Here is a 21,653-nt window from a genome sequence, read left to right on the forward strand (position 1 = left end):
AAGTCAGCGCAGGCCGGCGGCTGCCAGTGCGGCGGTCGCCCCGCCGGTCACCAGCAGCGTGGTGCCCACCGCCAGGGTGCGCAGCGCGACCGCGCCGAACAGCAGCCGGGGCGAGGTGCCGAGGCGCAGCAGCACGTCGGTGACGTCCCGGCGGTCGGTGCGGACCTCGGCCAGCCGGGCGGCCACGGCGGCGGCCGCGCAGCCGAGCACCAGGCAGGCCTCGACGGCGGGCAGCACGTCGGCGCTGTCGGGCGTGCCGATCCAGTAGCGGATGGTGGTGAGCACCAGCGCGAGGGCGAGGGTGAGCACGGCCAGCGGAGGGCCGAGGCGGCGGGCCTGGGCGGTGAGTCCGCGGCCGGCCAGCAGCCGCAGCGGGGTGGGCCGGCCGAGCGCGAGCAGCCGTCCCGTCCAGGACAGCAACGGGCCGGTGAGCAGGGCGAGTCCGACCGCGCTGGCGGCCCAGCCGCCGAGTGCGGCGGTGCTGGTGCTGCCGAGCCCGGCGGGCAGGTGGATCGGCCGGCCGTCGGCGGCGGCGCCGGGCCGCAGGGCGATGAGTTCGAGGGCGAGGCCGATCACGGCGAGCCCGACCGGCAGGGCGACCCGCAGCGCGCCGAAGCCGGTGCCGCGGTGGGTGCGGCTGCCGGGCAGGTACTCGGTGGGCGGGACGGCGCAGGCGGCGGCGATCCCGGCGGTGAGCGGGACCAGGGCGAGCAGGGCGACCGGCGCGACGGCCGGCAGCGGTACGCCCATGCCGAGATCGGGGGCGAGCGCGGGCCCGGCGATGTCGTTGCGCAGGACCAGGAAGACCAGCAGGGTGAGCACGCTGCCGAGGGTGCAGGCGAGCACGACCTCACCGGCGATCAGGGTGCGGATCCGGCCGGTGCCGGCTCCGGCGGCGCGCAGGCCGGTGATCCGTTCGGGCCGCTGGGCGGGTACGGCGCGGGCGGTGACGGCCGCGAACCAGGCGACGGCGGCGAGCGGGGGCAGGCACCAGAGCAGTCGCACCAGCGCGTCCTCGCCGCCGAGCGGGTCGCTCATCGCCCGGCCGAGGGAGCGCAGCAGGAAGGCGGAGACCACGGCGGCGGCCAGCACGGTGAGCAGCCAGCGGCCGAGGTCGGGCACCCGGTAGCCCCGGGCCAGACGGAGATAGAACACGTCGACTCTTTCAGCGGCTCGGCGTCGTCAGCGGCGGGTGGCCGACACGGCGGACGCGCCGGCCGCCCCCGGGACGGCGGGGCCGCGCGGGACGGGGGCGGCGGGGGCGGTGAGCCGTCCGTCGACGAGGGCGACGGCGCGGTCCGCGAACCGGACGAGCTCGGGGTCGTGAGTGGCCAGGACGAGGGTGAGCTGGTGCGACCGGGCCGCGCTGGTCAGTATCCGCAGGACCTGGTCGGCGGCCTCGCGGTGGAGCGGGGCGGTGGGGTCGTCGGCGAAGACGACGGGCGGCAGCGGGGCGAGGGCGCGGGCGACGGCGATCCGCTGGCGCTGGCTCTGGAGCAGCTGGTCGGGGCGCTGCCGGGCGACCTCGCCGACGTCGAGGCGTTCCAGCCATTCGTCGGCGGCGGTGTAGGCGGCCTTGTTGCCGGCGCCGGCGAGCAGCAGCGGCAGGGCGACGTTCTCCCGGGCGGTCAGTTCGGGCACCAGGTGGGGTTCGGAGCCGACGAAGCCGAAGCGGTCGCGGCGCAGCCGTTCGCGCCCGGCCCGGCCGAGGGTGTGGACGGGCGCGCTGTTGAACCAGACCTCGCCCTCGTCGACGGTGAGGAGGGCGGAGAGGCAGCCGAGGAGGGTGCTCTTGCCGGAGCCGCGCGGTCCGGTGACGGCGAGCACTTCGCCCTCGCGGACGCCGATCGAGATGCCCCGCAGGGCGGGGGTGCCGTGATGGGACTTGACGATCCCCCGGGCCCACAGCACGTCGTTGTCAGGCGGTGCCGCTGACATGAGGTTCCATCCTGGGTGGCCGCAGGGATATGACAGTCGTCAGATTAGAACGACTGGGGCCTGGTGCGGTTGCGGCGCTCTGGTCCATCGCGGGCAAATCACCCGCAATCAGGCATGTTTGATCGGCTGTCCGCGCCGGAAAACGCCGAAGGGCGGTCCCGGGGGAGTGGGACCGCCCTTCGGCGGAGGGTGGGGAAGGAGGATCAGGGGGTCAGATCTTCGCCCACGCGTCGGTGAGGCTGGTCCGCAGGATCTGCTCGATCTCGTCGAAGGTCGACTGGTTGGAGATCAGCGGCGGGGCCAGCTGGATGACCGGGTCGCCACGGTCGTCGGCGCGGCAGTACAGGCCGTTGTCGAAGAGGGCCTTCGACAGGAAGCCGTAGAGGACGCGCTCGACCTCGTCGTCGTTGAACGACTCCTTGGTGACCTTGTCCTTCACGAGCTCGATGCCGTAGAAGTACCCGTTGCCGCGGACGTCGCCGACGATCGGCAGGTCGCGCAGCTTGTTCAGGGTGCCCAGGAACGCGGCCTCGTTGTCGAGGACGTTCTGGTTCAGGCCCTCGCGCTCGAAGATGTCGAGGTTGGCCAGCGCCACCGCGGAGGAGACCGGGTGGCCGCCGAAGGTGTAGCCGTGCAGGAAGGTGTTGTCGCCCTTGTAGAACGGCTCGGCGAGGCGGTCCGAGATGATCGTGGCGCCGATCGGGGAGTAGCCCGAGGTCATGCCCTTGGCGCAGGTGATCATGTCGGGCTGGTAGCCGAACTTGTCGGCGCCGAACATGGTGCCCAGGCGGCCGAAGGCGCAGATGACCTCGTCCGAGACCAGCAGCACGTCGTGGCGGTCGCAGATCTCGCGCAGGCGCTGGAAGTACCCGGGCGGCGGCGGGAAGCAGCCACCGGCGTTCTGCACCGGCTCGACGAAGACGGCGGCGACGGTCTCGGCGCCCTCGTTGAGGATGGCCACCTCGATCTCGTCGGCGCACCAGCGGCCGTAGGCCTCGGGGTCGACCGTGCCGTCCGGGCCTTCGAGGAAGGCGGGGGCGCGGTAGATGTTGGTGTTCGGGGCCTTGTGGGTGCCCGGCACCAGCGGCTCGAACGGGGCCTTCAGGCCCGGCAGGCCGGTGATCGACAGGGCGCCCTGCGGGGTGCCGTGGTAGGCGACGGCGCGCGAGATGACCTTGTACTTGGTCGGCTTGCCGGTCAGCTTGAAGTACTGCTTGGCGAGCTTCCAGGCGGTCTCGACGGCCTCGCCGCCACCGGTGGAGAAGAAGACCTTGTTCAGGTCGCCCGGGGCGTAGTTGGCCAGGCGCTCGGCCAGCTCGACGGCCTTCGGGTGGGCGTAGCTCCACACCGGGAAGAAGGCGAGCTCCTTGGCCTGCTTGGCGGCGGCCTCGGCCAGCTCCTCGCGGCCGTGGCCGGCCTGGACGACGAACAGGCCGGCGAGGCCGTCGAGGTACTTGCGTCCCTTGTCGTCCCAGACGTAGGTGCCTTCGCCCTTGACGATCGTCGGCACGGGGGAGTTCTCGTACGACGACATGCGGGTGAAGTGCATCCACAGGTGGTCGTAGGCGGTCTTGGAAAGGTCCTTCTGCGCCGGGTCGGCTGTCATCGGGTGCCCCAGGTGTAGGTCTGTTTCCGGAGCTTCAGGTAGACGAAGCTCTCGGTGCTCCGCACGCCGGGAAGCGCGCGGATGCGCTTGTTGATCAGTTCGAGCAGGTGCTCGTCGTCCTCGCAGACCAGTTCGGCCAGGAGATCGAACGAGCCTGCGGTGCAGACGACGTAGTCGACCTCGTCGAGGGCGGCCAGCGCGTCGGCGACGGGCTCGATGTCGCCCTCGACCCGGATGCCGACCATCGCCTGGCGGGTGAAGCCGACGGTGAGCGGGTCCGTGACGGCGACGATCTGCATCACGCCCTGGTCGAGCAGCTTCTGGACGCGCTGGCGCACGGCCGCTTCGGACAGGCCGACGGCCTTGCCGATGGCGGCGTACGGGCGGCGTCCGTCCTCCTGGAGCTGCTCGATGATCGCCTTGGAGGCGGCATCGAGGGGAACGCTCGCGTTCCGGTCGCGGTTGGCCACGCCGCCACTGTGCCTGATCGTTCTCCTGTTCGCAAGCGAGGAATCTGCTGATTTCGTCGTGATCTTGGAATCCGCGTACGGATTTCATCGCCTACGTGCACTGCACCTGTCGATACCAGCAGTCATGCGGCTACCCTGGCACGGTACGCGCGCAGCCCCGCAGCGCAGCGCGCGTTCCCCCAAACCAGTGGACCGCGCCGTCCAGGGCCCGGCCACCCGACACCCTTCGTGCGCCGGACCCGCCGACGTACCATGGCGCCGGAAACTGCAACGCCGCAGGCCCAGACCGAGGAGAGACCCCGTGAGCGACCTTCGCACGCTGCGCAACTACATCAACGGTGAGTTCGTCGACGCGGCGGACGGCCGCACGCTCGACATCGTCGACCCCACCACCGGTGAGGTCTACGCGACGTCCCCGCTGTCCGGTGCCTCCGATGTGGACGCCGCCATGGCCTCGGCCGCCGCCGCCTTCCCGGTCTGGCGCGACGCCACCCCGAGCACCCGCCAGAAGCTGCTGCTCAAGATCGCCGACGCGGTCGAGGCCCGGGCCGACGAGCTCGTCGAGGCGGAGGTCCGCAACACGGGCAAGCCGCGCGGGCTGACCCTCTCGGAGGAGATCGGTCCGATGGTGGACCAGATCCGCTTCTTCGCCGGTGCCGCCCGCATGCTGGAGGGCAAGGCCGCCGGGGAGTACATGGACGGGATGACCTCGATCGTCCGCCGCGAGCCGGTCGGCGTCTGTGCCCAGGTCGCGCCGTGGAACTACCCGATGATGATGGCCGTCTGGAAGTTCGCCCCGGCCATCGCCGCGGGCAACACCGTCGTCCTGAAGCCCTCGGACACCACTCCGGCTTCCACCGTCCTGCTCGCCGAGATCATCGGCGGGGTCCTCAAGGACCTGGAGCTGCCGGCCGGCGTCTTCAACGTGATCTGCGGCGACCGCGAGACCGGCCGGCTGATGGTCGAGCACAAGACCCCGGCGATGGCCTCCATCACCGGTTCGGTCCGGGCCGGCATCCAGGTCGCCGAGTCCGCCTCCAAGGACGTCAAGCGCGTCCACCTGGAGCTGGGCGGCAAGGCCCCGGTCGTGGTCTTCGAGGACGCCGACATCGCCGAGGCCGTCGAGGGCATCTCGGTCGCGGGCTACTTCAACGCCGGCCAGGACTGCACCGCGGCCACCCGCGTGCTCGTGCACGAGTCGATCCACGACGCCTTCGTCGAGGCGCTGGCCAAGGCCGCGGCCGAGACCAAGACCGGCGGCGTGGACGACGAGGACGTGCTGTACGGCCCGCTGAACAACGCCAACCAGCTGAAGCAGGTGGCCGGCTTCATCGAGCGGCTGCCCGCCCACGCCAAGGTCGAGGCCGGTGGCCACCAGGTCGGCGAGAAGGGCTACTTCTACGCCCCGACCGTCGTCTCCGGCCTGCGGCAGGACGACGAGATCATCCAGAACGAGGTCTTCGGCCCGGTCATCACCGTGCAGAAGTTCACCGACGAGGACCAGGCCGTCGACTACGCCAACGGCGTCGACTTCGCGCTGGCCTCCTCGGTGTGGACCAAGGACCACGCCCGCGCCATGCGGATGTCGCGCCGGCTGGACTTCGGCTGCGTCTGGATCAACACCCACATCCCGCTGGTCGCCGAGATGCCGCACGGCGGCTTCAAGAAGTCCGGCTACGGCAAGGACCTCTCCGCGTACGGCTTCGAGGACTACACCCGGGTGAAGCACGTCATGACCGCGATCTAGCGGGTCGTGACGGTCGGCGCTGTATGACCGCGATCTAGCGGGTCGTGACGGTCGGGCGCTGTATGACCGCGATCTGATCGCGCGTCCATCGTGTGAACGGACAATGGGCCCGGGTTCTTTCGACCCGGGCCCGGTGTCTTTGCATCCTGTCGGCCGTTCGCGTGACCGGCTGACAAGATGAAACTGCACTTCGGGGCCGCGACTCCCTAGCCTTACCGGCATGAGCATCCCCACCGCTGACTCAGCCGCCGGCCAGGCGGTCAAGGCCGCCGACCGCGCGCACGTCTTCCACTCGTGGTCCGCCCAGGCGCTGATCGACCCCCTCGCGGTGGCCGGCGCCGAGGGCTCGTACTTCTGGGACTACGACGGCAACCGCTACCTCGACTTCTCCTCGCAGCTGGTCAACACCAACATCGGTCACCAGCACCCGAAGGTGGTCGCCGCGATCCAGGAGCAGGCGGCGAAGCTCTGCACCATCGCCCCCGGTTTCGCGGTCGAGGCGCGCAGCGAGGCCGCCCGGCTGATCGCCGAGCGCACCCCCGGCGACCTCGACAAGATCTTCTTCACCAACGGCGGCGCCGAGGCGGTCGAGAACGCCGTCCGGCTGGCCCGGCTGCACACCGGCCGGCAGAAGGTCATGTCCGCCTACCGCTCGTACCACGGCGCCACCGCCAACGCGATCGCCCTCACCGGCGACCCGCGCCGCTGGGCCAACGAGACCGGCGTCTCCGGCGTGGTGCACTTCTGGGGCCCGTACGCCTACCGCTCCAACTTCCACGCCGAGAACGAGGCGCAGGAGTGCGAGCGCGCGCTGGAGCACCTGGAGCAGGTGATCGCCTTCGAGGGCCCCGGGACGATCGCGGCGATCATCCTGGAGACCGTGGTCGGCACCGCGGGCATCCTGATCCCGCCGGCGGGCTACCTGGCCGGGGTCCGGGAGATCTGCGACCGCTTCGGCATCGTGTTCATCCTCGACGAGGTGATGGCCGGCTTCGGCCGCACCGGCGAGTGGTTCGCGGCCGACCACTGGGGTGTCACCCCGGACCTGCTGACCTTCGCCAAGGGCGTCAACTCGGGCTACGTCCCGCTGGGCGGCGTGGCGATCAGCGCCGAGATCGCCGCCACCTTCGCCGAGCGGGCGTTCCCGGGCGGGCTCACCTACTCCGGCCACCCGCTGGCCTGCGCCTCGGCCGTCGCCACCATCACCGCCATGGCGGAGGAGGGCATCGTCGAGAACGCCAAGCACATCGGCGAGACCGTGCTCGGCCCCGGCCTGCGGGAGCTGGCCGAGCGGCACCCTTCGATCGGCGAGGTCCGCGGCCTCGGCGTGTTCTGGGCGCTCGACCTGGTGAAGGACCGCGGGACCCGCGAGCCGCTGGTCCCGTACAACGCGGCCGGCGCCGCCAACGCGCCGATGGCCGAGCTGGCCGCCGCCTGCAAGCAGCGCGGGCTCTGGCCGTTCGTCAACATGAACCGCCTCCACGTCGTCCCGCCGTGCACCGTCACCGAGGAAGAGGCCAAGACCGGTCTCGCGGTGCTCGACGAGGTGCTGTCGCTCGCCGACGCGCACACCGTCTGACGTACCGACCGGACGGCCCCGGGTGTCGCGCACGCCCGGGGCCGTCCCACGCTCCGGAGGCCTTCCCCATGCCCAGCAGCACCACCCCGACCCGCCCCCACAACTCCCGTACGATCCGCCGGCGTTCGGTGCTCGGCGGGGCCGCGCTGCTCGGCGTCGGCACGCTGACCGGCTGCGGCATCCCGTCCGCGTACGTCGCCGAGGACCGCCGCTCGGTCCAGGACCGTTCGGACCGCGAGCAGCGGCTCGCCTTCTCCAACTGGACCCAGTACATCGACACCGACGACCAGGGGCACCGGCCGACCCTGGACGCCTTCACCGAGCGGACCGGCATCGCGGTCACCTACACCGAGGACATCAACGACAACGACGAGTTCTTCGGCAAGATCAGCCCGGTGCTCACCCAGGGCGCCGACCCCGGCCGGGACCTCATGGTGGTCAGCGACTGGATGGCCGGCCGGTACGTCTCGCTCGGCTGGGTGCAGGCCATGGACCGGGCCAACCTGCCCAACGTCACCGCCAACCTGGACCCGCAGCTCGCCGACCCGGCCTTCGACCCCGGGCGCCGGCGCAGCGTGCCCTGGCAGTCCGGGATCACCGGCATCGCGTACAACCGCAAGGCGCTCGGCCGGGAGCTGAAGTCGACCGCGGACCTCTGGGCGCCCGACCTCAAGGGCCGGGTCACCCTGTTCGCCGGGCTGGACGAGGCGCTCGGGCTGCTGATGCTCGCCCAGGGCGCGGACGTCTCCCGGTTCGGTGAGGACGACGCGCACCGGGCGATGGACACCGTGCAGAAGATGGTCGACACCGGCCACATCCGCCGCTTCACCGGCAACGACTACACCAGCGACCTCGCCTCCGGCGCCGCCGTCGCCTGCCAGGCCTACTCCGGCGACGCCGTCCAACTGACCGCCCAGAACCCGGACATCGAGTTCGTGGTGCCGCAGGAGGGCGGCGAGCTGTGGGCGGAGAGCCTGATGATCCCCAACCGGGCCCGGCACAAGCGCAACGCCGAGCTGCTGATCGACCACTACTACCAGCCCGAGGTGGCCGCCGAACTCGCCGCGTTCGTCCAGTACATCTGCCCGGTGCCGGCCGCCCGCGAGGTGCTGGCGGCCAGCGGTGACAAGGACAAGGCCGAACTGGCGGAGAACCCGCTGCTCTTCCCGACCGACGAGATGCGCGCCCGGCTGCACACCATGCGCGACGTCACCTCGGCGGAGCGGCCCGAACTGCACAAGGTCTGGGGGCGCATCACCGGCGTGTAGGCCACCGGCGTGCAGCGGTCAGCGGCGGACGGCGTCCAGGGCGAGCAGTGCCACGTGCAGGGAGAGGCAGGACTCCACCTGGTCGAGGTCGACGCCGAGGATCCGCTCGACCTTGTGCAGGCGGTCGTAGAAGGACGGCCGGGACAGGTGCGCGGCGTCGGCCGCCGCCGACTTGTTCCGGCCCTGCTCCAGGTAGATCCGCAGCATCTGCACCAACTGGCCGTTGTGCTCGGCGTCGTGGGCCAGCAGCGGGCCGAGCTCCCGCTCCACGTAGGTCTGCAGCCGGGCGTCGTCGCGCAGCAGGTGGAGCAGGCCGCGCAGCCGGACGTCCGGCAGCCGGTAGTACGAGGCGGCCCGGCCGCCGGGCGCGTCGTGCAGGGCCGCGTCGGCGACCTGGGTGGCCTCCAGCAGGGTGCGCCGGGCGTCCCGGACGGAGCCGACCGAGGAGCCGACCGCGACCACCGGGGCCGGTGCGGCGGCGGCGTCGTCCCGGCCGGCCTCGGCCGACATCCGGCGCAGCGTGGCCGAGAAGGCGTCCAGGGCGGCGTGCTCGTCCTGCTGGGTGCCGAGCGTGATCAGCACGCCGACGCCCTCGTCGTCCAGCGCGCCGACCAGGGCGGAGAGCCGGCAGGCCCGGACGGCTCCTGCGGCGAGCTCGGTGAAGTCGCGCAGCCGGGCCTGCGCCTCCAGGGCGGCCGGGATCGGGCCGCGCCGCTGCCGCAGCACCACCCCGACCAGCCGGCGGCCCTCCAGCGGGACGCCGAGCGCCTGGGCGCGCAGGGCCACCTCGGAGACGGTCAGCGCGTGGGTGAGGATGCCGGACAGCAGGGTGCGGTGGGTCTGCCGTTCCAGGCTCTCCCGGTCGCGCACCACCAGCCGGTTGAGTGCCAGCGCGGAGGCGCCGCGCTCCAGCAGCATGGTGTGCGGGTGGGCCTCGTTCTCGGGCAGCGGGCCCGGATCCTGCACCAGTACCAGCCGGCCCCAGTCCTGGCCGCGGGCGCCGACCGTGGTCACCAGCCAGCCGCTGCGCGGGTCGTGCCCGGTGCGGCCGGGCGGGCGGACCCCGCGGGAGCGGCGCTCCCAGTCCTCCAGCAGTTCGACCTCCGGGCGGCCGGCGGTGTCGTGGGCGAGCACCTGGTGCGCGAGGTTCTCCAGGACGACCGGCGCGCCCGCCATCCGGGCCACCTGGCGGATCACCTCGGGCGGCTCGGCGCCCTCCACCACCAGCTCGTTGAACACCTGGTGGACGGCCTCGGAGACGCGCAGCTGCTCCAGCTGGGCGTTGACCACCAGCGCGTGCACGGCCTCGGTGACGGCGACGAAGCGCAGCTCGCGGCGGAGCGTGATGAGCGGCAGGCCGCGCTGTTCGGCGGCGTGCACCAGGGCGCGGGGCAGCGAGTCGAAGTAGCGCCGGCCGTACTCGACGACCAGGCCGGCGACCCCCACCTCGTCCAGTTCGCGGACGTAGCGGGCCAGGCCCTCGCGGTCGTCGGGCAGCGCGATGCCGGTGGTGAGCACCAGTTCGCCGCCCTGGAGCATCCCGGCGACGTCGGGCAGTTCGCTCACGTGGACCCAGCGGACGGGCCGCTCCAGGTGGTCGGCGCCGGCGACGACCTGGGGCAGGCCGCGCCGCATCACCTCCAGGTCGAGCACGCGGGCGACGGTGGGGAGCATCGCGGGCCTCCAGGGCCTTGAGGGACCAGAGTGTCAGGTAAATCATCCATCGCGGCGACGACCTGTCGCCCTCGGTGAACCCTTGCACCCTGTAAGGCCCTACCCGCCGAGGTTGTCGCAGTGACCCTTGTCACGCCGGGGCGGTAGCGGGCATGGTCAGCGGGTCGGCTGTGGCGAAAAACAGACCTCACGCCGGAATCCATCGCGTTGCCGGAATGCAACAGCGGAATCCCTTGTTCGGAGTCCGCCGGACTGCCAGGATCGCGCAACCCCGGTGATCAGCCGGTCGGATTCCCCCACGGCACAACCGTGAGAATCGCCGTGGCAGTCGACCCACCGGCACTTGGAGGAACCAGATGGACCTGACCGACTTCGGCGCGGGCGCGCAGTACATCGCGGGCCGTCAGACCCGGGGGAGCGGCGAGCCCTTCCAGGTCGTCAACCCCGCGGACGGCAGCGTGGTCGAGCAGGTCGCCCTGGCCACCACCGGCGAGGTCGACGCGGCCGTGGCCGCCGCGAAGGCGGCCCTGCCCGGCTGGTCCCGCGCCACCCCCGGTGCCCGCTCCGAGGCGCTGACCGCACTGGCCGCCGTCCTGGCCTCGGCGAGCGCCGACCTCGCCCGGGTGGAGACCGCGCAGACCGGCAAGCCGGTCAAGCTGGCCACCGAGTTCGACGTCCCCGGCACCATCGACAACGTGGCGTTCTTCGCCGGCGCCGCCCGCAACCTGGAGGGCAAGGCGGCCGGCGAGTACTCCGGCGACCACACCTCCTACGTGCGCCGCGAGGCGATCGGCGTGGTCGGCTCGATCTCGCCGTGGAACTACCCGCTGCAGATGGCCGCCTGGAAGGTCCTGCCGGCGATCGCGGCGGGCAACACCATCGTGCTCAAGCCGTCCGAGCTGACCCCGCTCACCTCGCTGATGTTCGCCCGGGCCTGCACCGAGGCGGGCATCCCGGACGGCGTGGTCAACGTGGTCACCGGCGCCGGACGCACCACCGGCGAGCACCTGGTCGCGCACCCGGACGTCGCCATGGTGTCCTTCACCGGCTCCACCCCGGTCGGCCGCAGGGTCGCCGAACTCGCCACCGCGAGCGTCAAGCGCACCCACCTGGAGCTCGGCGGCAAGGCCCCGTTCGTGGTCTTCGACGACGCCGACCTCGACGCCGCCGTGCACGGCGCGGTCGCCGCCTCGCTGATCAACGGCGGCCAGGACTGCACCGCCGCCACCCGCGCGTACGTCCAGCGCCCGCTGTACGACGCGTTCGTGGCCGGCGTGGCCGAGCTGTACGCCGCGATCCGGATCGGCGACCCGCTCAACCCGCACACCGACCTCGGCCCGCTGGTCTCGTACACCCACCGGGACCGGGTGGCCGGCTTCGTCGAACGCGCCCGCTCCTACGCCACCGTGGTCACCGGCGGCCGCGCGCCGGAGAAGGGCCACGACGGCACCGACCTCACCCGCGGCGCGTACTACGCGCCCACCCTGATCACCGGCGCCGCCCAGGACAGCGAGGTGGTCCAGGGCGAGATCTTCGGCCCGGTGCTGGTCGTGCTGCCCTTCGACACCGACGACGAGGGCCTGCGGCTGGCCAACGACACCCCCTACGGCCTGGCCGCCTCCGCCTGGACGGGCAACGTGCACCGCTCGCTGCGCGCCACCCGGGAGATCGCGGCCGGGTGCGTCTGGGTCAACGACCACATCCCGATCATCAGCGAGATGCCGCACGGCGGCTACAAGGCGTCCGGCTACGGCAAGGACATGTCCCAGTACTCGCTGGACGAGTACACCCAGGTCAAGCACGTCATGTTCGACACCACCGCGGTCGCCCGCAAGGACTGGCACCGCACCGTCTTCGGAGACAGATAACCCCTGCCCAGGGGCGCCGCCCCCAGGGCGCCCCGATTCGACCTCTTACCCCCAGGAGGCCCGTTCCATGGCGTTCAACGAGTTCACCGACGGTCTGCCCGAACCGGTCCGCAAGGCCTGGGAACGCAGCCTGACCAGCGGCCGGGCCGCGATCGGCCGCCGCACCCTGCTGCGGGCCGCCGCGCTGACCGCCGGTGCGGGCACGCTGGCCGCCTGCGGGATCCCGGCGGCCAGGACCGTCGGCGGCGACTCGACCGCCAACGCCGCCAAGGACCTCTCGGACAGCGAGAAGGTGGTCAACTTCTCCAACTGGCCGCTGTACATCGACACCGACGAGAAGGACAAGCAGAAGCACGGCACCCTGGACGCCTTCACCGCGGCCACCGGCGTCAAGGTCAGGTACAACGAGGACGTCAACGACAACGTCGAGTTCTTCGGCAAGGTCAAGCCGCAGCTCGCGGCCGGCCAGGACACCGGACGCGACCTGATGGTCCTCACCGACTGGATGGCCGCCCGGCTGATCCGGCTCGGCTGGGCGCAGAAGCTCAACCCGGCGAACGTCACCACCGCGATCACCACCATCGACTCCCGCTTCCGCGCCCCCGACTGGGACCCGGGCCGGCTGTACTCCTACCCGTGGGCCGGCATCCAGGTCGTCATCGCCTACAACAAGAAGGCGACCAAGGGGAAGGAGGTCACCAGCGTCTCCCAACTGCTGGACGACCCCGACCTCAAGGGCCGGGTCACCTTCCTCTCCGAGATGCGCGACAGCATCGGGATCACCCTGCTGGACCTGGGCAAGGACCCGGCGAAGTTCACCGCCGACGACTACGACGCCGCCGTCGCCCGGCTGCAGAAGGGCGTCGACAGCAAGCAGATCCGCCGCTTCACCGGCAACGACTACGGCCAGGAGCTGTCCTCCGGCGACATCGCGGCCTGCGTCGCCTGGGGCGGCGACCTGATCCAACTGCGCGCCGACAACCCGGACATCGAGTTCGTCATCCCGGAGAAGGGCTACGTCTCCTCGACGGACAACATGCTGATCCCGGCCCGGGCGCAGCACAAGGCGAACGCGGAAAAGCTCATCGACTTCTACTATCAGCCGAAGATCGCGGCGCAGCTGGTCGCGGGCATCGGCTTCGTCTCCGCCGTGACCGGGATGAAGGACGAACTCGCCACCCTCGCCCCGGACAGCGCGGCCAACCCGCTGGTCGTACCCACCCCCGAGATGGCGGCCAAGTCGCACGTGTTCCGCACCCTCACCGAGACCGAGGAGAGCGACTTCGAGCAGAAGTTCTCCAAGCTCATCGGCGCCTGACCCCCACGCGCGGCCCACTCCCGGCAGAGAACCCAGGAAGACACCCATGACAGACCAGCAGCGCGACGCGGCCGCCGGCGGCGACGTCCGCCTCACCGGCATCGGCAAGACCTACGGCGCCTTCACCGCCGTCCACCCGCTCGACCTCACCGTCCCGCAGGGCTCCTTCTTCGCCCTGCTCGGCGCCTCCGGCTGCGGCAAGACCACCACCCTGCGCATGATCGCGGGCCTGGAGGAGCCCACCAGCGGCACCGTCCTGATCGGCGGCCAGGACGTCACCGCCCTGCCCCCGTACAAGCGGCCGGTGAACACCGTCTTCCAGAGCTACGCGCTCTTCCCGCACCTCGACATCTTCGAGAACGTCGCCTTCGGCCTGCGCCGCCGCGGCCGCAAGGACGTCAAGAAGCAGGTCGAGGAGATGCTGGAGCTGGTCGAACTCGGCCAGTACGCCCGGCGCAAGCCGCACCAGCTCTCCGGTGGCCAGCAGCAGCGCGTCGCCGTCGCCCGCGCCCTGATCAACCACCCCCAGGTGCTGCTCCTCGACGAGCCGCTCGGCGCGCTCGACCTCAAGCTGCGTCGCCAGATGCAGCTGGAGCTCAAGCGGATCCAGACCGAGGTCGGCATCACCTTCGTGCACGTCACCCACGACCAGGAGGAGGCCATGACGATGGCCGACACCATCGCGGTGATGAACGGCGGCCGGGTCGAGCAACTGGGCGCCCCCGCCGAGCTGTACGAGAACCCCGCCACCACCTTCGTGGCCAACTTCCTCGGCCAGTCCAACCTGCTGCCCGCCGAGGTCACCGGCACCGACGGCGGCGACCTGCTGCTCAGCGCGGCCGGCGTCCGCCTCGCCGTGCCCAAGGCGCGCTGCGCCACCGAGGCCAGGCAGGTCCACCTGGGCGTGCGCCCGGAGAAGATCACCATCGCGCACGCCTCCGCCGAGGTCGCCGACGGCCGCAACCGGCTGGCCGGCACCGTCCTCGACTCCAGCTTCATCGGCGTCTCCACCCAGTACGTGGTGCGCACCGACGGCGGCCAGGAGGTCACCGTCTTCGAGCAGAACATGGAGCGCGACGCCCGGATCGTCCCCGGCGCGCCCGTCCTGCTGCACTGGAACCCGGCGCACTCCTTCGCCCTGGACGCCGCGCAGGCGATCGACGCGGGCACCGCGGAGGAGGCCGCATGACCACCACCACCCCGGCCGCCCCGTCACAGGTCATACCGCTCGCGGAACCGGCGCGGAAGCCGAAGCGCAAGCTCACCGCGTACTGGCTGCTGCTGCCCGGCATCGCCTGGCTCGTCGTCTTCTTCGCCGTCCCGATGGTCTACCAGGCGTCCACCTCGCTGCAGACCGGCTCGCTCGAAGCGGGCTTCAAGGTCACCTGGCACCTCGCGACCTACTGGGACGCCCTGGTCGAGTACAAGTGGCACTTCGTCCGCTCGTTCTCCTACGCGGGCATCGCCACCGTGCTCTGCCTGGCCGTCGGCTACCCGCTCGCGTACACGATCGCCTTCAAGGCCAGCAAGCGCTGGCGCAACGTCATCCTGATCCTGGTCATCGCGCCGTTCTTCACCAGCTTCCTGATCCGCACGCTGGCCTGGAAGACCATCCTGTCCGACGGCGGGCCGGTGGTCGGAGTGCTCAACACCCTGCACGTCCTGGACGTCACCAACGCGCTCGGCCTCACCTCCGGCGACCGGGTGCTCGCCACGCCGCTCGCCGTGGTCTGCGGTCTCACCTACAACTTCCTGCCGTTCATGATCCTGCCGCTGTACACCTCGCTGGAGCGGATCGACCCCCGCCTGCACGAGGCGGCCGGCGACCTGTACGCCCGGCCGTTCACCACCTTCCGCAAGGTCACCTTCCCGATCTCGCTGCCCGGGGTGGTCGCCGGCACCCTGCTCACCTTCATCCCGGCCTCCGGCGACTACATCAACGCCCAGCTGCTGGGCTCGCCGAGCGAGCAGATGGTCGGCAACGGCATCCAGAAGCAGTTCCTGAACGTGCTCGACTACCCCACGGCTGCCGCACTGAGCTTCATCCTGATGGCCCTGATCCTGGGCATGGTGACGGTCTACATGCGCAAGGCCGGGACGGAGGAACTGGTCTGATGTCCCGGATTACCAAGTGGATACGCGCCCACCTGGTGGTGCTGGCCGGCCTGCTGGCCCTCGCCTACCTGGTGCTGCCCAACCTGGTCGTGCTCGCCTTCTCGTTCAACAAGCCGGTCGGCAAGTTCAACTACGAGTGGAACGAGTTCTCCACCGACGCCTGGACCAACCCCTGCGGCGTGGCCGACATGTGCCAGTCGCTCTCGCTCAGCCTGCAGATCGCGGTGCTCGCCACCATCGGCGCCACCGTGCTCGGCACCATGGTCGCCTTCGCGCTGGCCCGCTACCGCTTCCGCGGCCGCTCGGCCACCACCGCGATGATCTTCCTGCCGATGGCCATGCCCGAGGTGGTCATGGCCGCCTCGCTCGGGACGCTGTTCCTCAACATGCGCATCCCGTTCGGCTTCACCACCATCCTCATCGCGCACATCATGTTCTGCCTCAGCTTCGTGGTGACGGCCGTCAAGGCCCGCGTGATGAGCATGGACCCGAGGCTCGAACAGGCCGCCCAGGACCTCTACGCGACCCCCACCCAGACCTTCCTGCGGGTCACCCTGCCGCTGGCCTCCCCCGGCATCGCGGCGGGAGCGCTGCTCAGCTTCGCGCTCTCCTTCGACGACTTCATCATCACCCAGTTCAACTCGGGCCCGACCACGGTCACCTTCCCGATGTTCGTCTGGGGCGCGTCGCAGCGCGGCATCCCGGTGCAGGTGAACGTCATCGGCACCGCGATGTTCATCGCCGCCGTCGCGCTGACCGTCGGCGGCCAGTGGCTGGGCAACCGCCGGAAGGCCACCGCCTGACGTACGGTCGGGTGTGGTGGCCGAACAAATCATCGCCTAAGTACAGAAAGTGGCTGATAATGCATGGACTCCGCCCGCGCACTCAGTGACGCCAGGCCCACCCCCTTCTGGCTGGAGGACCCGGGCCGGCCGGCGGCGCTGCCCGCCCTGGTCGGCGACACCACCTGCGACCTGCTGGTCGTCGGCGGCGGCTACTCCGGCCTCTGGACCGCCCTCATCGCCAAGGAACGCGACCCCTCGCTGGACGTCGTGCTGGTCGAGGGCAACGAGGTCGGGTGGGCCGCGTCCGGGCGCAACGGCGGATTCTGCGCGGCCAGCCTCACCCACGGCTTCGGCAACGGCCTGCAACGCTGGCCCGCCGAACTCGCCCAGCTGGAACGCCTCGGTGCCGCCAACCTGGACGGCATCGAGGCCACCCTCAAGCGCTACGGCATCGACGCCGAGTGGGAGCGCACCGGCGAGATCGACGTCGCCACCCAGCCGCACCAGGTCGAGGAACTCCACGAGATCGCCGAGGCCGTCGCCCGGTACGGCTTCGACATCACCGTCCTGGACGCCGACGAGTTGCGCGCCGAGGTCGACTCGCCGACCTTCCTCGGCGGCCTCTGGGACAAGGAGGGCGTGGCGATGGTCCACCCCGCCAAGCTCGCCTGGGGCCTGCGGGACGCCTGCCTCGGCCAGGGCGTGCGGATCTTCGAGCACACCCGGGCCACCGACCTGCGGGAGTACGGCAGCGGCATGGCCGTCCGCACCCCGTACGGACGGGTCTTCGCCCGGCGCGTCGCACTCGGTACCAACGTGTTCCCGTCGCTGGTCAAGAGGGTCCGGCCGTACGTCGTGCCGGTGTACGACTACGCGCTGATGACCGAGCCGCTCAGCGACGAACAGCTCGCCGCGATCGGCTGGCGCGGCCGGCAGGGACTCGGCGACAGCGCCAACAAGTTCCACTACTTCCGGCTCTCCGCCGACAACCGGATCCTGTGGGGCGGCTACGACGCCGTCTACCACTACGGCGGCCACGTCCGGCACGAGTACGACCAGCGGCCGGAGACCTTCCGCACGCTGGCGAACCACTTCTTCCGCTGCTTCCCGCAGCTGGAGGGCCTGCGGTTCACCCACGCCTGGGGCGGCGCCATCGACACCTGCAGCCGGTTCTCGGCGTTCTTCGACACCGCCTACCGGGGCAAGGTCGCGTACGCGGCCGGGTACACCGGGCTCGGCGTCGGCGCGACGCGCTTCGGCGCCGAGGTGATGCTCGACCTGCTGTCCGGCGAGCGCACCGAGCGCACCTCGCTGGACATGGTGCGCAGCAAGCCGCTGCCGTTCCCGCCCGAGCCGGTGCGCTGGGCCGGGATCGAGATCACCACCCGCTCGCTGGAGCGCGCGGACCGCAACGGCGGCCACCGCAACCTCTGGCTGCGCACGCTCGACCGCATGGGGCTCGGCTTCGACAGCTGACCCCGTTGTCCGCGTTATCCGTGTCATCCGCGTTATCCGTGTTATCCGTGTAAGAGAGACCCGCCGTCCGCCTCTCCTTGGTGACGGCGGGTCTCGGTCTCCCCGCCGCGTCCCGACCGGGACGACCCGACCGGAACCAGCGGCAAGAAGCGGGGACAGACATGGAGAGCACCGGACTGCACTGGCTCGCCCAGGTGGCACCGGACCCGGAGGCCTTCCGGGAGCAATGGGAGCGCACCGGACTGGGGCTGATGCTGCTACCGGCCGGCCGCCGCTGGGACGTCCTCTCCGTCCCCGGACGGCTCGGGCGCCCGGCCCTGGAGATCCTGGACACCGGCTCCTGCGGCCCCGTCCTCACCGACTTCGGGGACGAGCACGTCAGCTTCCTGGTCCCCGTCGGCACCGCCGCCCGCTGGATCGGCACGGGCGTGCGCAGCGCGGGGGAGGGCACCTGGATCGTCGTCCCGCACCCCGAGCGCCGCAGCCGCGGGGTGCGCTGGCTGGTCCCGCCCGACGGCTCCGGACGGCTCAACGACCCGGTGCTGCTGGAACTCGCTCTGCACGAGGCCGCGGCCGGGCTCAGCGGCTGGTGATCCCGCGGTCCGGGCTCCGGCCCCGGCCGGCGGTGGCGCGCGGGGCGGGCGGTCGCGTCAGACTGGAAACGTGACCACCGCCCCGGACGCCGTCGACGCGCCCCTTCGACCGGGCCCGGCCCAGCTGCGCCTCGCCGCACTGGCGGCCCCAGTCTGCGACCGGTACGGGCTCGCCCTGGCCGGCGGGCACGCGCTGCGCGCCCACGGCGTCGCGGCCTGCCCGCAGGACGGCCTCACCCTGGTGACCGGCGGGGCCGACCTGCCGGAGGTGGCCGCCGCGCTGGGCGAGGCCTACCGCGCGGCCGGCGGCGGGGTCGCCGAACGCCCGGGCACGCCGCGACTGGAGCAGCTCACCGTTCGGCTCGCGCTCGGCGGGCGGTCGCACTCGGTGGAGCTGCGGAAGGAGCCGCTGGCCCACCGGCCGGTGCGCTTCGACCTTGCCGCGCCCCCGCCCGGCGAGCCGGCGGTGGTGCTGTCGGCGGTCCCGCCGGTGGCGCCGCCAGTCGTCCTGCCGGTGGTCCTGCCGGTCGTCGCCCTGGAGGACGCCGCCGCGCTCACCACCGCGCTGCTGGTGGACCGTGGCATGCCGCGGGACCTGGTTGATGTGCACGCCCTCACCGACTGCTACCGGGAGGGCGAGCTCCTCGCACTGGCAGGCGAATTGGACGCGGACTTCCAGCCCGCGGCGCTCGCCGACCGGCTGGAGACGCTGGCCGAGGCGGCGGACGGGCGGTTCCGGGCCCGGGGTGTCGCGGCACGAGCGGTCGGCGGGCTGAAGCGGTGGGCGCTCGCCTGGGCCCAGGACCTGCGGCTGGACCTGCTGGAGACCCAGGAGGCGGCCGACGGTCTGCACGACCCGTACCTGGAGGACGAGGAGTCCTGAACGCGGGGTGGCGGCGCTTCGTCCTCGCGCGCTCGTCTTGCGGGTTCGTTGCTGCGCGTCCGTCCTCGCGTGTTCGTCCTCGCGCGTTCGTCCTTGCGGGTCCGGCTTCACACGTTCGTGCTCTCTCACGCGTTCGGCCGAGCAACCGGACGACCTGTAAGGCTGAATCCGCGATCCCCGTCAGCCTGTTCGTTGAGGCCTGGCGCGGCGGCCACCAGACTGGAGACGAGCGCGGTAGCCCCGTGAATCCCGTCGCCCGGCCCACTCGCGGGCGGCGCCAGACAGGACCGGCGGCAGGACGCCGCCCGGGACTTCGGAGGCAGACGGACTTGAGCAAGCACATCACTCACTGGATCGGCGGCGAGCCCGTCGCCACCGCCGGCGCGGCGCCCCGCCGCGGTGACATCTTCGACCCGGCCACCGGCCAGGTCGCCGGCCAGGTCGACTTCGCCGGGATCGCCGAGGTCGACCAGGCCGTGGCCGCCGCCGCCTCGGCCTTCGCCGAGTGGCGCACCGCCTCGGTCGCCAAGCGCACCACCGTGCTGTTCGCCTTCCGCGAGCTGCTGAACGCCCGCCGCGACGAGCTGGCCGCGATCATCGTGTCCGAGCACGGCAAGGTCCACTCCGACGCGCTCGGCGAGATCGCCCGCGGCCTGGAGGTCGTCGAGTACGCCTGCGGCATCCCGCAGCTCGTCAAGGGCGGCTTCACCGAGCAGGCGTCCACCGGCGTCGACGTCTACTCGATCCGCCAGCCGCTCGGCCCGGTCGCGATCATCTCGCCGTTCAACTTCCCGGCCATGGTGCCGATGTGGTTCTTCCCGCTCGCGATCGCGGCCGGCAACACCGTCGTCCTGAAGCCCTCGGAGAAGGACCCGTCCGCCGCCAACTTCCTCGCCGGGCTGTGGAAGGAGGCCGGCCTGCCGGACGGCGTCTTCAACGTCGTGCACGGCGACAAGGCCGCCGTGGACCGCCTGCTGGAGCACCCGGACGTCAAGTCCGTCAGCTTCGTCGGCTCCACCCCGATCGCCCGCTACGTCTACGAGACCGGTACGCGCTACGGCAAGCGCGTGCAGGCCCTGGGCGGCGCCAAGAACCACATGCTGGTCCTGCCCGACGCCGACCTCGACCTGGCCGCCGACGCCGCCGTCAACGCGGGCTTCGGCGCGGCCGGCGAGCGCTGCATGGCCGTGTCCGTCCTGGTCGCGGTCGACCCGATCGGCGACGAGCTGGTCGACAAGATCAAGCAGCGGATCGCCACCCTGAAGGTCGGCCCCGGCTGCAACGGCGACTCCGAGATGGGCCCGCTGGTCACCGGCCAGCACCGCGACAAGGTCACCTCCTACGTCGAGTCCGGGGTCGCCGACGGCGCCGAGCTCGCCGTGGACGGCCGCAAGCACCCGGTCACCGCCGAGGACGAGAACGGCGCCCCGACCTCGGACGGCTTCTGGCTCGGCCCCACCCTGTTCGACCACGTGAAGCCGGGCATGTCCGTCTACAACGACGAGATCTTCGGCCCGATCCTCTCCGTCGTGCGCGTCGCCTCCTACGACGAGGGCCTGGCACTGATCAACGCCAACCCGTACGGCAACGGCACCGCCCTCTTCACCAACGACGGCGGCGCGGCCCGGCGCTTCCAGTTCGAGGTGGAGGTCGGCATGGTCGGCATCAACGTGCCGATCCCGGTCCCGGTCGCCTACTACTCCTTCGGCGGCTGGAAGGCCTCCCTGTTCGGCGACGCCCACGCGTACGGTCCGGACGGCGTGCAGTTCTTCACCCGCGGCAAGGCCGTGACCCAGCGCTGGCTGGACCCCTCGCACGGCGGTATCAACCTCGGCTTCCCCACCAACAGCTGATCCCCCGCCCCGCGGTCGTGCCGGCCGGACCCCTCTCCCCGGGGTCCGGCCGGCCCTTTGCACCCCGTTTGCATCCGGTCGCGATCACGCGTAGAGTTCTTCGAGCTGCCTGGCTGGGAGCACCGGACACGCATCTCCGCGCGGACGGTCCCGGGGCAGCCAATCCTTTTGAAACACCATTTCCTGGTTCGGGCCGGGTCGCGTCTTGTCGCGGCTTGGTTCCTATTCGGCGTGTTCGTTTTATTGGATTGCGGTCGATTCGCTTTTCGGAGCGGGGATCGGCTAGAGTTTGAAACGTCGGACGGGGCGTCAAGCCGCAGAAGACACCAGCGAGTTGGATGAACGAAGCGCCGGAAACGGAGCGGAAAACATCTGGTAAGCTGGGAACACGAAAGAACGAAGCGCCCGGAGGGCCCGCTGGAAGGCGGTCCGAAGGAAGTGTCCGTTCCTTGAGAACTCAACAGCGTGCCAAAAGTCAAC

The 21,653-nt window shown here is 71.4% G+C and carries 17 protein-coding genes; 12 read left to right on the forward strand and 5 right to left on the reverse strand.

The features are described 5' to 3' along the window. Nucleotides 1-3: 3 nt before the first annotated feature. From AC07BF_RS20730 to AC07BF_RS20745, 4 genes are all read right to left on the reverse strand, one after another. The gene (locus AC07BF_RS20730) at nt 4-1,155 is read right to left on the reverse strand and encodes a hypothetical protein (protein ID WP_363585750.1); all 1,152 of its coding nucleotides are present in this window, start codon (nt 1,153-1,155) and stop codon (nt 4-6) included. A gap of 27 nt (nt 1,156-1,182) precedes the next feature. Further along, nucleotides 1,183-1,938 (reverse strand): ABC transporter ATP-binding protein, encoded by a 756-nt coding sequence (locus AC07BF_RS20735; protein ID WP_363585751.1) that lies wholly within the window; start codon nt 1,936-1,938, stop codon nt 1,183-1,185. 211 nt (nt 1,939-2,149) lie between these two features. Beyond that, on the reverse strand, nt 2,150-3,544 hold the full coding sequence (locus AC07BF_RS20740) for an aspartate aminotransferase family protein (protein ID WP_350882875.1): 1,395 nt from the start codon (nt 3,542-3,544) through the stop codon (nt 2,150-2,152). Continuing rightward, nucleotides 3,541-4,014, reverse strand: a complete 474-nt coding sequence (locus AC07BF_RS20745; protein WP_030243538.1) for an Lrp/AsnC family transcriptional regulator — start codon at nt 4,012-4,014, stop codon at nt 3,541-3,543. Before AC07BF_RS20745 ends, AC07BF_RS20740 begins: the two co-directional genes overlap by 4 nt. A 301-nt stretch (nt 4,015-4,315) precedes the next feature. On the opposite strand from AC07BF_RS20745, the gene AC07BF_RS20750 reads away from it, so the two are divergent. From AC07BF_RS20750 to AC07BF_RS20760, 3 genes are all read left to right on the forward strand, one after another. Further along, entirely contained in the window at nt 4,316-5,761 is a 1,446-nt protein-coding gene (locus tag AC07BF_RS20750; protein WP_363585752.1) for a gamma-aminobutyraldehyde dehydrogenase, read from the forward strand. A 220-nt stretch (nt 5,762-5,981) separates the two neighbouring features. Then, the gene (locus AC07BF_RS20755) at nt 5,982-7,340 is read left to right on the forward strand and encodes an aspartate aminotransferase family protein (RefSeq protein WP_363585753.1); all 1,359 of its coding nucleotides are present in this window, start codon (nt 5,982-5,984) and stop codon (nt 7,338-7,340) included. Between the two features lie 68 nt (nt 7,341-7,408). Then, nucleotides 7,409-8,608, forward strand: coding sequence for a polyamine ABC transporter substrate-binding protein (locus tag AC07BF_RS20760; protein WP_400806179.1), 1,200 nt, complete (start codon nt 7,409-7,411; stop codon nt 8,606-8,608). Between the two features lie 18 nt (nt 8,609-8,626). Here AC07BF_RS20760 and AC07BF_RS20765 read toward each other — a convergent pair whose 3' ends face one another. After that, nucleotides 8,627-10,282 carry a PucR family transcriptional regulator gene (locus tag AC07BF_RS20765; RefSeq protein WP_063347657.1) on the reverse strand — a complete coding sequence of 552 codons (1,656 nt, stop codon included), beginning with the start codon at nt 10,280-10,282 and terminating at the stop codon, nt 8,627-8,629. Nucleotides 10,283-10,638: 356 nt separating this feature from the next. Here AC07BF_RS20765 and AC07BF_RS20770 point away from each other — a divergent pair, with 356 nt between their 5' ends. The 9 genes from AC07BF_RS20770 (at nt 10,639) to AC07BF_RS20810 (ending at nt 21,173) form a co-directional block, all read left to right on the forward strand. Then, nucleotides 10,639-12,150, forward strand: coding sequence for a gamma-aminobutyraldehyde dehydrogenase (locus AC07BF_RS20770; protein ID WP_363585754.1), 1,512 nt, complete (start codon nt 10,639-10,641; stop codon nt 12,148-12,150). Between the two features lie 67 nt (nt 12,151-12,217). Further along, complete coding sequence (locus AC07BF_RS20775; protein ID WP_363585755.1) at nt 12,218-13,468, forward strand: polyamine ABC transporter substrate-binding protein; 1,251 nt, start codon at nt 12,218-12,220, stop codon at nt 13,466-13,468. Between the two features lie 46 nt (nt 13,469-13,514). After that, nucleotides 13,515-14,657 carry an ABC transporter ATP-binding protein gene (locus AC07BF_RS20780; protein WP_363585756.1) on the forward strand — a complete coding sequence of 381 codons (1,143 nt, stop codon included), beginning with the start codon at nt 13,515-13,517 and terminating at the stop codon, nt 14,655-14,657. Continuing rightward, the gene (locus AC07BF_RS20785; protein WP_350882859.1) at nt 14,654-15,583 is read left to right on the forward strand and encodes an ABC transporter permease; all 930 of its coding nucleotides are present in this window, start codon (nt 14,654-14,656) and stop codon (nt 15,581-15,583) included. Before AC07BF_RS20780 ends, AC07BF_RS20785 begins: the two co-directional genes overlap by 4 nt. After that, nucleotides 15,583-16,386: an ABC transporter permease gene (locus AC07BF_RS20790; RefSeq protein ID WP_363585757.1), complete on the forward strand. Its 804-nt coding sequence runs from the start codon at nt 15,583-15,585 to the stop codon at nt 16,384-16,386. The genes AC07BF_RS20785 and AC07BF_RS20790 overlap by 1 nt, the downstream gene beginning before the upstream one ends. A 63-nt stretch (nt 16,387-16,449) precedes the next feature. After that, nucleotides 16,450-17,844, forward strand: coding sequence for an NAD(P)/FAD-dependent oxidoreductase (locus AC07BF_RS20795; protein WP_363585758.1), 1,395 nt, complete (start codon nt 16,450-16,452; stop codon nt 17,842-17,844). Nucleotides 17,845-18,005: 161 nt separating this feature from the next. Then, the gene (locus AC07BF_RS20800; protein ID WP_363585759.1) at nt 18,006-18,437 is read left to right on the forward strand and encodes a bifunctional DNA primase/polymerase; all 432 of its coding nucleotides are present in this window, start codon (nt 18,006-18,008) and stop codon (nt 18,435-18,437) included. A 70-nt stretch (nt 18,438-18,507) separates the two neighbouring features. After that, nucleotides 18,508-19,320, forward strand: a complete 813-nt coding sequence (locus AC07BF_RS20805) for a nucleotidyl transferase AbiEii/AbiGii toxin family protein (protein ID WP_363624853.1) — start codon at nt 18,508-18,510, stop codon at nt 19,318-19,320. Nucleotides 19,321-19,649: 329 nt separating this feature from the next. Then, nucleotides 19,650-21,173, forward strand: coding sequence for a CoA-acylating methylmalonate-semialdehyde dehydrogenase (locus AC07BF_RS20810; RefSeq protein ID WP_350882849.1), 1,524 nt, complete (start codon nt 19,650-19,652; stop codon nt 21,171-21,173). The last annotated feature ends 480 nt before the right edge of the window (nt 21,174-21,653 follow it).

It is taken from the genome of Kitasatospora sp. NPDC043950, assembly GCF_056435345.1.

What these genes read in the sequence shown, in the direction of transcription:
- AC07BF_RS20775 (WP_363585755.1), top strand. Translation starts at nt 12,218, where the DNA reads ATGGCGTTCAACGAGTTCACCGACGGTCTGCCCGAACCGGTCCGCAAG.
- AC07BF_RS20740 (WP_350882875.1), bottom strand. Translation starts at nt 3,544, where the DNA reads ATGACAGCCGACCCGGCGCAGAAGGACCTTTCCAAGACCGCCTACGAC.
- AC07BF_RS20765 (WP_063347657.1), bottom strand. Translation starts at nt 10,282, where the DNA reads ATGCTCCCCACCGTCGCCCGCGTGCTCGACCTGGAGGTGATGCGGCGC.
- AC07BF_RS20755 (WP_363585753.1), top strand. Translation starts at nt 5,982, where the DNA reads ATGAGCATCCCCACCGCTGACTCAGCCGCCGGCCAGGCGGTCAAGGCC.
- AC07BF_RS20780 (WP_363585756.1), top strand. Translation starts at nt 13,515, where the DNA reads ATGACAGACCAGCAGCGCGACGCGGCCGCCGGCGGCGACGTCCGCCTC.
- AC07BF_RS20785 (WP_350882859.1), top strand. Translation starts at nt 14,654, where the DNA reads ATGACCACCACCACCCCGGCCGCCCCGTCACAGGTCATACCGCTCGCG.
- AC07BF_RS20795 (WP_363585758.1), top strand. Translation starts at nt 16,450, where the DNA reads ATGGACTCCGCCCGCGCACTCAGTGACGCCAGGCCCACCCCCTTCTGG.
- AC07BF_RS20735 (WP_363585751.1), bottom strand. Translation starts at nt 1,938, where the DNA reads ATGTCAGCGGCACCGCCTGACAACGACGTGCTGTGGGCCCGGGGGATC.
- AC07BF_RS20770 (WP_363585754.1), top strand. Translation starts at nt 10,639, where the DNA reads ATGGACCTGACCGACTTCGGCGCGGGCGCGCAGTACATCGCGGGCCGT.
- AC07BF_RS20800 (WP_363585759.1), top strand. Translation starts at nt 18,006, where the DNA reads ATGGAGAGCACCGGACTGCACTGGCTCGCCCAGGTGGCACCGGACCCG.
- AC07BF_RS20760 (WP_400806179.1), top strand. Translation starts at nt 7,409, where the DNA reads ATGCCCAGCAGCACCACCCCGACCCGCCCCCACAACTCCCGTACGATC.
- AC07BF_RS20790 (WP_363585757.1), top strand. Translation starts at nt 15,583, where the DNA reads ATGTCCCGGATTACCAAGTGGATACGCGCCCACCTGGTGGTGCTGGCC.